This is a genomic window from Paenibacillus sp. FSL K6-0108 (genome assembly GCF_045040695.1).
Classification (GTDB): domain Bacteria; phylum Bacillota; class Bacilli; order Paenibacillales; family Paenibacillaceae; genus Paenibacillus; species Paenibacillus pabuli_B.
Genome location: NZ_CP150288.1, coordinates 3424173 through 3436454, shown reverse-complemented (window position 1 = coordinate 3436454; position 12282 = coordinate 3424173). Strand labels below are relative to the sequence as shown.

Annotated in this window: 10 protein-coding genes; 2 read left to right on the top strand and 8 right to left on the bottom strand. The window is 43.9% G+C overall.

Features of this window, described 5'->3' with window-relative positions; translation table 11 throughout:
* Nucleotides 1–60: 60 nt before the first annotated feature.
* The 4 genes from MHB49_RS15700 to MHB49_RS15685 form a co-directional block, all read right to left on the bottom strand.
* The gene (locus MHB49_RS15700) at nt 61–786 is read right to left on the bottom strand and encodes an SAM-dependent methyltransferase (protein ID WP_405156786.1); all 726 of its coding nucleotides are present in this window, start codon (nt 784–786) and stop codon (nt 61–63) included.
* 249 nt (nt 787–1035) lie between these two features.
* The gene (locus tag MHB49_RS15695; RefSeq protein ID WP_405156785.1) at nt 1036–2130 is read right to left on the bottom strand and encodes a Ger(x)C family spore germination protein; all 1095 of its coding nucleotides are present in this window, start codon (nt 2128–2130) and stop codon (nt 1036–1038) included.
* Nucleotides 2127–3182: a GerAB/ArcD/ProY family transporter gene (locus MHB49_RS15690; RefSeq protein WP_405156784.1), complete on the bottom strand. Its 1056-nt coding sequence runs from the start codon at nt 3180–3182 to the stop codon at nt 2127–2129. Before MHB49_RS15690 ends, MHB49_RS15695 begins: the two co-directional genes overlap by 4 nt.
* A 7-nt stretch (nt 3183–3189) precedes the next feature.
* Nucleotides 3190–4536, bottom strand: coding sequence for a spore germination protein (locus tag MHB49_RS15685; RefSeq protein ID WP_405156783.1), 1347 nt, complete (start codon nt 4534–4536; stop codon nt 3190–3192).
* A 152-nt stretch (nt 4537–4688) separates the two neighbouring features.
* Here MHB49_RS15685 and MHB49_RS15680 point away from each other — a divergent pair, with 152 nt between their 5' ends.
* Nucleotides 4689–5162 (top strand): MarR family winged helix-turn-helix transcriptional regulator, encoded by a 474-nt coding sequence (locus MHB49_RS15680; protein ID WP_405156782.1) that lies wholly within the window; start codon nt 4689–4691, stop codon nt 5160–5162.
* A 156-nt stretch (nt 5163–5318) separates the two neighbouring features.
* Nucleotides 5319–6572, top strand: coding sequence for an MFS transporter (locus tag MHB49_RS15675; protein ID WP_405156781.1), 1254 nt, complete (start codon nt 5319–5321; stop codon nt 6570–6572).
* 105 nt (nt 6573–6677) lie between these two features.
* Here the strand turns inward: MHB49_RS15675 and MHB49_RS15670 are convergent, their stop codons facing one another.
* Genes MHB49_RS15670 through MHB49_RS15655 form a run of 4 tightly spaced genes read right to left on the bottom strand, consistent with a single transcriptional unit; the run spans nt 6678 to nt 12225 of the window.
* Nucleotides 6678–8717: an alpha-L-arabinofuranosidase C-terminal domain-containing protein gene (locus tag MHB49_RS15670; protein WP_405157149.1), complete on the bottom strand. Its 2040-nt coding sequence runs from the start codon at nt 8715–8717 to the stop codon at nt 6678–6680.
* Nucleotides 8718–8750: 33 nt separating this feature from the next.
* Nucleotides 8751–9644 (bottom strand): carbohydrate ABC transporter permease, encoded by an 894-nt coding sequence (locus MHB49_RS15665; protein ID WP_247902751.1) that lies wholly within the window; start codon nt 9642–9644, stop codon nt 8751–8753.
* A 16-nt stretch (nt 9645–9660) separates the two neighbouring features.
* Entirely contained in the window at nt 9661–10623 is a 963-nt protein-coding gene (locus MHB49_RS15660) for an ABC transporter permease (RefSeq protein ID WP_405156780.1), read from the bottom strand.
* A 33-nt stretch (nt 10624–10656) separates the two neighbouring features.
* Nucleotides 10657–12225, bottom strand: a complete 1569-nt coding sequence (locus MHB49_RS15655) for an extracellular solute-binding protein (protein ID WP_405156779.1) — start codon at nt 12223–12225, stop codon at nt 10657–10659.
* Nucleotides 12226–12282: the final 57 nt, after the last annotated feature.

Here is a 12282-nt window from a genome sequence, read left to right as displayed (position 1 = left end):
TAAGAACCCCCGCTTTCATTTCATGGTGCTTTATAATAATTCCGTATTCATCTGATGATGTTATGATAACGTTCCATGTTGGGGAATCACGACCGAATAGCGAAATAAGGGCTTCCACTCATAAGTCAGCGTGTCATGGTTCAACTGCTGTTTCAAGTCTTGCCAATCCCTTCCTGTAAAGCCTTTTGCTACAGACAGCGGTCCATCATGACGAATATACCGATTGCGTGAGATGATCCGAGTTGTGATCCAGACAACCGCATAGGATACAGGATGCCGATGGATATCGTTAATGACAACGCCATATTTGGAGGCACGCAGCATATGCGAGACCATTTCAACCAGCTGCTTTCCCTCGAAATGATGAACAAATTGTGAGCCAGTCACGATATCTGCTGAGGCATCTGGTAATTCCCTGACATCGGCACGCCGAACTATGATTCTGGGTTCATTCCGGAAGAGGTTTCTCGCTTCCTCACATGCCTCCTCTGTCAGATCTACCAGAGTAATCTCAAGCTTTACTCCCTTACGGTCCGCCCAGCGCAATAACTTCTGGTTTACATCACCTGATCCTGCTCCCACATCAAGCAGCGTCAGCGTAGCGGGACTCCCCATCGCTTTCCATAACTTCTCCACCCCTGCACGGGTTGGAGCGGGAGCAGCGAATATTTTGTTCAGCCATCTCAAATGTTTGAGCGCTTCGCTCAATTCTTCTCCACCCATGGAGAAATCGTCCATTAATTCGTCTTCCCGTGCCCGTACGGATAGTGTTCTAAAGAAGGTCATGATCCCGCTCCTTTACAGCTAAATATCGTGAGTGATTCATCCAATTAACAATTATCCCCTTAACCAAGTCTTATAATCGCAAGAGCAGTGATATGTTATTTTACGAAGAGATCCCCCATCTCAGAATGCTTAAATTCTTTTCAGCTATGTTATCCACCTCATGTTAGGGATGCACAAGTAAATGCGTTATTGGAGCTGAATCTTTCATGAAAAAAAAGTCGCCAAAATTGGCGACCTTATGGGTTAGAGTTATTTCTTGATCATTTGTTCTTGATTTTCATTATTGTTGGCACTTTCTTTAAAATAGATTTCGTTCAGAACGTTGACACGAACGTTAATATTCTGCTCCAGCTTCGGAAACCACTTGGTTTTCCACTCCTTTATCTTTTCCTCTGATAGTTGGGGCCGGAATATCATCCCGATACCCAGTACATCCGATTTTAAGGATTGAATCTTTCTCACGGTTTTATTGAACTGTTGGCTTAACTCCTCCTGCATTTCTTTTTCAATTACTCTATTGCCTTTTCCTTCAGGGCTCTCCGTAATGACCACATCGAGAACAACATTCGTCTGAATGGACGGGCCTTTCTCCGACCACTGGGTCTGATGCTTGATATGTGCGTCCTGAATAAGAACACTTGTGTTCTGTGCCACTTCAATCGTTCCCCCTGTATATTTCCCTTTGAACAAATTAAACAAAAGTGTCTCTTCCTTATTCAGTGTTCCTACCATCCGGTCATTGCGCATGACAGCCGTACCTTTAAAAGTAAACAGGGTTCGTTCGCCATTTTTGAGCATGGGAATGGCCATGTCTTCCGTATACGAGTTTTGGTTTTGATAAGCTTCCCATATTCGGACAATAGATTGATTGGGCGTCCATCCGGCATCCTGACTAAAAAAGTCGTAGGAAGAGATTTCAGGTGTGGGTGAGATCTGATGATACATCGTCTTCTCAAAATCACCATCAATTAACCCTACTAAGCCTTTGATCGATATATCGTTCGCTCTTACAGCAAAATTGATGATGTTCTCAATTCCCTCCTCCGCAACCTTTCTGTCGATTAACAACAACCTCAGATGCACCAATTCGATGCTTTTTTCAGAATCAGTACGTATCAAATCGATCGCTTTACTGATGGATTTCGACTCTTTTTCAAGAATTTGCGTCCTACCTAACGCATCTGGTATTTGGAGAATGATCTTATATTTTTCGGTAGCACCTTTACCCACACCCATGACAACAGGAAGATATTGTTTATTAATATCCTTTGTATCCCAACATCCTGGAAGCAACAAAAGTATAACCAGAGTGGCAATCAGTGCCTTTGCAATACGCATGTTCATGCACTCACCTTCTTTCGCCGCCATTGCGCCGCCAGGAATACTATGATCGGAAAAGCCAAAACACTGTAAAGACAGAAGTAAACATTCAGATACAGGTATGAATTCAGTGCGTTCATATCAGGAATCCACAGACTAACAAGGTACAAGGATACGCTCGTTAGGGAAAGAATCCATAATCTGTTGATCTTCGGTATAAACAGCTGCTGCAGCAGGGATACCAGAATCCAGAGTAAAACGGAAACCTTCAAAACACCAAGCGCGCTTGAAGCCACCACGTAAAAGCTGGGGAGCCAATCAAATACAACCCACTCCAGATCAATGGTGTCCGAGGCCATAAGCATGGGATATTGCAAATGAACTACCGTTTCCTGTCCAAATACAAGAAGTGGAACATACACAGACCCCAAAGCGAATACAAAAATGACACTGACCACAGCAGCTGCTTTACCAAAGCTAATGCGTTGCTTCGAGGGAATCATGCCAAGGAATAAAAACCCGGCTGAAATGACTGTACAGACATAGAAATCCGAATTGGAGAAAAACGACATCTCGTTATCCCAAATCGGAAAAATGTAGCTGATTCTGAAATTCTGGACACTGATGAACATAGAAAAAAGAATGAATGGCATCAAAAGGATACATAATCCGATGCTAGCCCGGATGATTACATGAAGCCCCTTCCAAACGGCATAGAAGCAGATCAAGATGAAAAGGGCCCCTGTCGCAGCTGGCGGTGTTCTCTGTAGAAGTACAGCTTTAATTTCCCCCGACTGAAAATACATAAGCAAAAACAACTCGACATATAGGAAGATGAGCAAAGGCAAAACGATCAGCCTCGTTCCCCATTTGCCAAGTGACTCATTACAGATGTCTACCACTGTTTTTCCTGGAAATTGGGTCAATGCTTTTAGGTAGAGCCATAGAACCAGCAGCTCTGTCACAAAAAGGATTGTTATAGGGATCCAGTGGCCTTTTGAAGTCGCAGAGATGATGCGTTCGGGAAAGATGGCAAAGATTGAAGCAAGATGAAGCAGAACAAACAGTGTCAACATATGAGCTTTATTCATCTGAAGCCTTTCCTTTCACACTTAAACTTAAGTAGGGAACGGAGCATGTGCTCAACGAGGCAAAGTACAGTATAATCCAAATCATCGCAGCCTCAAGACCCCATATTCCAAAAAAGGAACTGATGAGCATGACAACGTATTTATACATTCGTGTGCCCGTCGTATTCATATAACCCGCCAGCACAAAATTGGCAATTGCCGAGGCAACAAGAATAATAATTAATAGATTACTGACGAGTTTAGCCTGGACGATTGCTTGTCCCAACAGAATACCGCCAATCATCGTTATCGTAGGTCCGATGTTTTTGGGGAGTCGAATCGTAGCTTCAATAATCATCTCGAGAAGCAGCATAACCAGCAGCATTTCGATCAACGAAGGATACGGAACCCCTTCTCTGCTCTTGGCTACCGTTATGGCAAGTTGTATTCGCAACAATTCCGGGTTTACCGAATTCAGCACGATATACAGACCTGGAAGTGTAATGGCAAGTAGTGCACCAATTGCCCGTACGGTTCGTAAAAAAACTTGAAACAAATACGGGTAGTTGACATCCAATGTTGTTGACCATAGATCTGATATGATGGCCGGAAAAGCAAAGGCAAACGAAAATTGGTCAATCAATATAACCACTTTTCCGTTCATTAAATTCTGTATCATCTCTCCCGGCAGCTCCGAAGAGATATACGTTGGGGTTATTGAGAATTTTGGATGACCCAATATACTCATCAGGTCCCTTACCGTAGTCAATTCCTTGTCCTTATTTTGTTCCAGCATATCTCGAATAGACGCGATGACCTTGGCTTGGGCAACTCCCTCCAGATATACCATGGCAATTTTCTTGGTAGAACGAGTTCCTGTTTCTCGTCTTTCAATAACCAAATCATCGGAAATCAACTTTTTACGCAGCAAACCGATGTTTTTATTAATATCTTCTGTAAACGCATCGTATGCAGATTGAAGGGGATTCTCACTCTCCGGTGCACTGACAGATCGCGAAATGTCAGTATGCTCCGGTTCCATGACAGCTGCCATCCCCTCAGTGCTGAACAAAACAAGCTTTCCATGCAAAATATGATCACATATCTCATCTAATGACATGGAGGCTTCTTCTTCAAATGGACTGAACATATTTTGAAATGATCCGTTCTCATTGCCACTCGCTGCATGGTTAATTGAAGACAGGGTTGTCGGAAAATCGACAAGGGTCTCCATGTAATACGCTCTGAATTCCTGATCGGCAATAACCACGTTCTTGCTTAAGAAATCAGAGCTTTTTTTGAAATGTTCAGAGAGTTGCTTTTCGATGTCGTGAAGGTCTAGTTCATGGAATCGCTGCAAATTTTACCACCTCTTTTGAAGTAGTATGTCGTTAAGAAAAAAGTTTATTCAGAAATTTCGCCTAGAATTATGCAGCTGTCAGAAAGGCTTTTGTACTGGAAACCAAAATTTAATATAATAGGGTAATGCACCAACGGGTGGGAGGATAGTCCATGAACAAAGAAGAACAGGTCCTATTGGGTTTCAGGGATTTATATAACAAGCTGGTTTGGCTTAATAAAGATAAGATGGAAGAAAGTCTTAAGGGTTATAAGCCCTCTGAGGTACATTGCATCGAATATATTGAAAAGAATGCAGATTCCAATGTAACAAAACTTGCGGAGTCTTTTTATATGACTCGCGGTGCGATAAGTAAATTAACGAAGAAGCTCATAGAAAGAGGCCTTATTGAAAGCTACCAGAAGTCGGATAATAAGAAAGAGATCTATTTTAGACTAACGGAGAAAGGGAAAGTCATTTATCAAATCCATGAGGATTTGCACAACGAGTTTCATGAGCGAGATAAAGCCGTATTTGAACAGGTAAGCGAGGAACAATTCGATAGTATGCTTAATTTCGTAGACAAGTATAGTCAGCATTTGGATGCAGAGATCAAGAAACGGGGTGAAGATATCAAGTCCGAATAAATTTGAATAATGAAAGTAAAACGGAAAGCAGCCAGGCTCTATTGAGGGCAGGTTGTTTTTTTTATCCCCATCATTTTGTTGACAGGGAAACAAAGTAGCTGTACGATATTAATGTTTCCAAGGAAATAAAAACACAACTCTCGAGGGGAGAATTTAATGTTTAAATTTCGATCACGATCACACCATAAACAGAACACAGAACAGAAAATAGAACAAACTATAGACAAACATGCTTTATTATTTGGTCTTGTCTCTGTGTTTCTTTGTGGAATAGGCTTCAGTATCATAGCGCCTGTCGTCCCTTTCTTAGTACAGCCTTATATAAGCCGTCCGGGAGAACAAGCTATTGTTGTTACGCTGTTGACCTCTGTGTATGCTTTCTGCGTATTTTTTGCATCCCCCGTACTTGGTGCTCTCAGCGACAAATATGGTCGTCGTCCATTACTCTTGGTATGCCTTTTGGGTTCCGCAATCGGGTACTTAGTTTTTGGTATAGGTGGAGCACTATGGGTACTCTTTACGGGGCGCATAATCGAGGGGATAACAGGCGGAAGTATAGGCACAATTTTTGCATATTTTGCGGATATCATCCCATCCGAACAGAGAACCAAATACTTTGGATGGGTGAGTGCGGTTGTGGGTGTTGGCACCGTCATTGGCCCGACTGTTGGAGGATTACTCGCCAAGATTGATTATTCTGCACCCATGTATTTTGGAGCAATCATCACTTTGGTTAATGTTATATATGGATTCTTTTTTATGCCTGAGAGTCTTGACAAGAAAAATAGACTGAACGAAATTACGCTTGTAAGACTTAATCCATTCATACAGCTTGCAAACCTGCTTTCCATGAAAAACTTAAACAGACTACTGATCTCAGCGTTCTTACTTTGGATACCCAACGGATCTTTACAGGCTGTTTTCTCCCAATTTTCAATGGATACTTTCAATTGGAAGCCTGCAATCATCGGACTTATGTTCTCGATTATGGGTGTCCAGGATATCATCTCACAAGGTTTCATCATGCCCAAGCTTTTGAAAAGACTTAGTGATAAACAGATCGCCATTCTTGGAATGATTTCAGAGATTATAGGCTACAGTCTCATTGCTCTGTCTACTTTGTTCTCTTTCTATCCTCTCTTTATCGTTGGCATGTTTATCTTTGGTTTTGGTGATTCGATCTTTGGGCCGTCCTTCAATGGCATGCTCTCCAAATCTGTCGATTCTAGTGAACAAGGCAGGATTCAAGGGGGTAGCCAATCTATTCAGGCTTTAGCAAGAATGATTGGTCCTATCATTGGAGGTCAAATCTATGTATCACTTGGTCATGCTGCACCCGCGATTATGGGGATGATCCTTATAGCCGTGGCAATACCCGTTTTGTATAAGCGAACGCAAGCAACTATTTAAAATGCCTGCTTTCATGAACCAAGTATTAGATGATGGGTGCCTTGACACCATAGAACAGATAATAGGGTATCAGAACTTAGATACAAGTTCTGATACCCTATTTGTCTACAGGACAGGATGTTGATTGAATTGATCTGCCTTTCCACACTCCAGTACATAGATAGATGAAGGACGTAATACGTAACCCCGCTTCCAATCCTCGGTCAGAACAATACCTTCTGTGCAATTGATATGATCTGGTTGAAACACGGAGTTGATATTATTGTGCGAATCGCTGGTAATCTCATATAAGGTCCCCACTTCGCTCGCATCAAAAGATTGTAAATCCAGCTCAACCCGTACCTCTTCCAAGCTTCGGTTCACAATAAACAAGGTGACCCTGCTGCAATCATCATTCGTTCCGGCTACAACATCCAGATCGGGGAGTGCGTCCAGCTCTACAGGCGTTTTTTGGTTTGAAGTTACAGAGAATGTTCCACATTCAGCTTCTACGGGTAGAATATAACGAATATCCCGATTCGCGTAAAGCTTTAGTACTTCATAGGTTGGAGTTCCATAAATCGTGAGTGGGTGTCCACTCCATCCAGCCTGCTTGCCCCGATATTGATCGGCATAGAAATCCCCGACACGGATGCATCCCCCGAGCCAACCATTGACCAAGTCAGAGAAACTGCCGATGTGTACACTATCGCTGCAGCGAATCATCTCATTCAGATTGGCTGCATTCGCGACGGCGGCCCCAAGGGTGTGTTCGTCTGGGAACCCTTTTCGTACGGTGTTTGGATAATACATTGTGTTATATTCAGTGATGGCCAGCTTCACATGCTGATGTTTGATGTCGGAATGGATGACCTCCGTTGTCTGGCGGATATAGTGCCGAGTCCACTCGGGGTAACTCGCCATCGCTTTATACCGATCCTCAGCCGGCGTATCTCGATTCATGCCAAAGGGACCGTAGCCATGATACAAATGTAACGTTAGATAATCGATATGTTCCCCGGCGAGAGCAAGCACGGTTTTATTCCAATCCTGTTCATAATGTCCACAAGCCAGCAGCACAATGGAATCATCTGCTTCCTTCATCCTTTTGGCAAACTGTACGGTCCTCTCCGCAAATTGCTCCGCAGAGCAGGCACCCACTTGCCATTGCCCCCAAACCTCGTTGCCGATCTCCCAATACTTGACATGATATGGTTCTGGCGATCCATTCTTCGCCCGAAGGGCTCCCATTGGGGTATCTACACTTCCATTACAATATTCAATCCATTGGGCGGCCTCTTCAGGTGTACCCGAGCCATCGTTCACACAAATTAGAGGTTCTACCTGCAGTTCATGGCAAAAGCGGATAAATTCATCCGTTCCGAAATATTTGCTGGTCCATCCTCCCCATGCCTCGTTGTACATGACGGGTCTCTCCAGAACTGGTCCGATGCCATGCTCCCAGTGATAGGCGCTAATATAGTTTCCTGCAAGTCTCATCATGCCTGCGTTTAGCGCTCTGGTCATCTCTACTACTTCGCGTTTTACCAGAGCAATATGATCCACTGGCAATAAAGACACATGGTCCAGCCAGAGCATTCCTGTGGAGACATGATCGATCCATCTCGGATGCTCTGCCGGAATATATACCCGAATTTCTGCATCGGGGCAAGCTCGTTTAATCGTCAGCCGTCCTTCATAATCCCGCCAGTTATGGCTGTCCAATTCGACTTTCAACTGACCAAGTAATTCTTCCGTTCGTCTATCAACCGCTTCGACCATCAAATATTGTAGTTCGATGGAAGCTCGCGCAACTATACGTACGGTGTAATCCATGGGCCCTTTCAAAGCGGATCTTTGTGCAATTCCAGCGTACGCTTCATCATCACTAAAGATACGAATACGCTGAGCACGGCCCGAATGTCTGTGGGCTGGAGCCTCCATCGCATATTGCGTATTTCTCCCATTGGTGTAAGCGTACCAGCTTCCTGATACAGAAGTGCCTAATTCAGCCTCGCTTTCAAAATCCATATCCTTCAATGGAAAGGCAAGCATCGCCTCCATATGGTCCCGGATGTCTTCCACAAAATGCCCAAACAAATAAGGGTTGACCGTATGCTCGCTTACACGACTACAATCTATACTAATTCTGGCGTTTGATTTCAACATAAGTCCTCCATCATTGTGGTTGATCTGAATTTAACCTTTAATCGATCCAATCATGACCCCTTTAACAAAATGCCGCTGCACAAAAGGATACATCAACAGTACAGGCAAACTGGAGACGATAATCACCGCATATTTGATGCTCTCCGCGAGCAGGATTTTATCCTCCAATCCAAGGCTGCCGTCCACGGCATCGGATTGGCTGATCAGCAGAATTTCGCGCAGTACCAACTGAAGCGGATGCAAATTCTCGTTACGAATATAGATGAGTGCATTAAAAAATGAATTCCAGTGTCCTACAGCATAGAACAGTACCATCACGGCCAGAATCGGCTTGGACAAAGGCAGAATAATGCTCAGTAGCAGCCGCCAATTGGAGCACCCATCCATGTGGGCAGCTTCTTGCAGCTCCCAGGGAATACTCGACTGAAAATACGTTCTCATCACAATCAGATTGTACGTTGCGATCGCGCCAGGAATGATCAGAGCCCACATCGTATCCACCATGCCCAGATTTTTGACCAATAGATAGGTTGGAATTAATCCGCCACTGAAAAACATCGTTAGTGTGATAAACACCATGATTACATTACGTCCAGGAAGGTCAGGTCTGGAAAGAGGGTATGCGGCCAACACGGTCATGATAATGTTAATCACAGTGCCCACGACCGTATAAAATATCGTATTGCGATACCCAAGCCAAATCTTCTCGTTGTGCAAAATGTTCGTGTAGGCGTCCAACGTCAGTCCTTTGGGCAATAACCAGACTTCTCCGTTCAATACTTTCGTGGGATCACTGAATGAAGCACTCACGATAAAAATCAACGGATATAGCACAGCGATGATAATGATTGAGGCTATGATGTAGATGATTACATCGAAAATCCGTTCATTGGAACTGGCTTGCAATGTCGGCTGTTTGGACATGGGATCTTGCCCTCCTTTACCATAAGCTCGTCTCAGACGTCTTTCGCGCAATCCGATTGACCAGTAAAAGTAACAGCAGATTAATGATTGAATTAAAAAGCCCGATCGCAGCTGTATAGCTGTATTCTCCCTTGAGGATGCCTGTCGTATAAACAAACGTTGAAATGACGTCACTGGATTCCAAATTGAGATTGTTTTGCATCAGCAAAATTTTCTCAAACCCTATGTTCATGAAATGACCGATATCCAAAATGAGCAAAATGATGACGACCGGAGCGATGCCGGGTAGCGAAATATGCCAAATGCGCCGCAGCCTTGATGCTCCATCCATCTTGGCCGCTTCATACAGATGCGGGTTCACTCCGCTCAAGGCTGCAATATAGATAATAGATTGCCAGCCCATGTTCTGCCATATATTCGAACTGATAAAAATGGTTTTAAACCAACCAGCTTCCTCAAGAAAACGGATCGGTGTACCTCCGAAAGCCTCAATCAACAGATTGACTGGACCCGTATGAGGCGAGAGAAACACATTCAGTATGCCAACGATAACGACCACTGAAATAAAGTGGGGAATATACGTAATATTTTGCAGCCACTTGCTGAAGGTTTTATTGCGAATTTCGTTAATAATTAGTGCTAGCAGAATCGGAATCGGAAAAGCAATTAATAAGGAGAACAAGTTAATCGATAATGTATTCCATAGAAGTCTCCAGAAATAATAGGAATCAAAGAATCGTTCGAAGTGGCCAAAGCCTTCCCAGCTGCTGCCAAGAATCCCTTTAGCCGGATTGAAGTTTTTGAACGCAATTTGCAGTCCATACAACGGGGCATAATGGAATACCACATACCAAGTGACTGGCAGAAGCAGCATAAGGTACAGGTCCAATCTTTTACCCATTTGCCTTAACACGCCTGAACTCTTTTTTTGATGGCTTCGTGGCATCGTCATCGTTGTATCGGTTTTGACGCTTTTCATAGGCAATTGCTCCTCATCCATGATGTTTCAGCATTATTTCTGCATCTTGTCAAAGGCATCCTGATACAACTTCTCCAGTTCCTCAACTCTCATCTTTTTGAGCGTGGTCTGGAATTGCTCCCACTTGTCAAAACCGATTGCACCCACAATAAATTTTGTACTCTGTTCTTCGTAATATTTATCAATATCATTTCGCAGAATATTGACTTCCTGGGCAGTTTGCTCATCAAACATCGGAGCTGCATAGCGGACTTTTGGCATAAACGGATCGAGCTTTTGCTGCGCCTCCTGCACCTGAGGTGGATTGATAAAGGAAGCCACCTGTTCACTGATCAGATGTGGCGCGCCTCCGCCGGCATAAGGCGTAATTTTGGCCTGGTTACTGATTTCTTTCAAGAAGTCCTCTTTATAGTAAGGAATACCGTCCTTCATCTCGTAATGCTCGCCTTCTCTTCCGAATCGGAGCAGGGTAGAACCCTCGTCACTGTAGAAATAATCAATCCAGCGCATCGTCACTTCCGGATATTTATTAACGGATGTGATTGCAAAAGCTCCAAAATCTCTGGCAATCGGCAGTGCCTGACTCTGCAACCGGTCACCTTGGGGGCCTTCCAGTGGGGCGATACCGGTATATTGGTCCTGTATCGACAGAAAGTTATTGTTTGTCTGGTCAAAGAAAAAACCTGTATTTCCCGATCCCTGCTTGGCCAGATACTGCGCTTCCGTGTGAGAAAATATTTCCTGGTCCAGCAGCTTTTCCTTGTACAGCTTATTTAAATACATCAGCATTTCTTTATTCTGGTCACTGCCCATCCAAACACTTACTTTGTCATTTTCAATATTGATGTTATATCCGAGCTGTGAATCCAATCCGAATGAGCCGCTCATCGCGCTTACAACAGCCAATCCCACGCGGGCAGTCATCGGAAGTTCATCCTGTTTGCCGTTTCCATTCGGATCACCATCACGGAAGGCAAGCAACACGTTGTACAGTTCCTCTGTAGTTTCCGGCACTTCCAGATTCAGCTTGTCAAGCCACATCTGATTGATCCATTTCTTATCTGTACGCGCCGCACTTAGCGTAACAATTCCCGGAATCGCATAAATGTGGCCCTCTGGTGTAGTAATGCCTGAGCGAATTTCGGGATATTGATCCATTAATTTTTTCAAATTCGGAGCATATTCATCGATAAGACCTTCCAGTGGGATCAATTGGCCGGCAGAGCCATAGCGGATGGCTTCAAGCGGGGAAATGCCTGAACGGAACAAGGCATCCGGCAGCTCATTTGAAGCAAACAACAGATTTTTTTTCTCTTGGAAACCATCTGTCTGAGCTTCAATAAAATCCACTTTCACTTGGCTTAATTTCTCGTAATCCTGAAAAACTGGCATCTCCTTGAAAGGGCCATTTACAGGTGCAATTCGGGTAAACATCTTGAGATTAACTGGCTGGTCCACAATCGGAAACCCGGTCGCATGAACTTCGTTTTTCGAAACCTCTGGTGAAGATTCGTTAGTTGTTCCACCAGAACTGCATCCTGCCACCATCAAACTGGAAGCGATCATCATCATGATCATGTTTCTTCCCCAGTGTTTTCGCATAAAGTTGTGCCCCCCACAATTCTTCATCACCAACGTATTTTGTAAGCGCTTCACAGT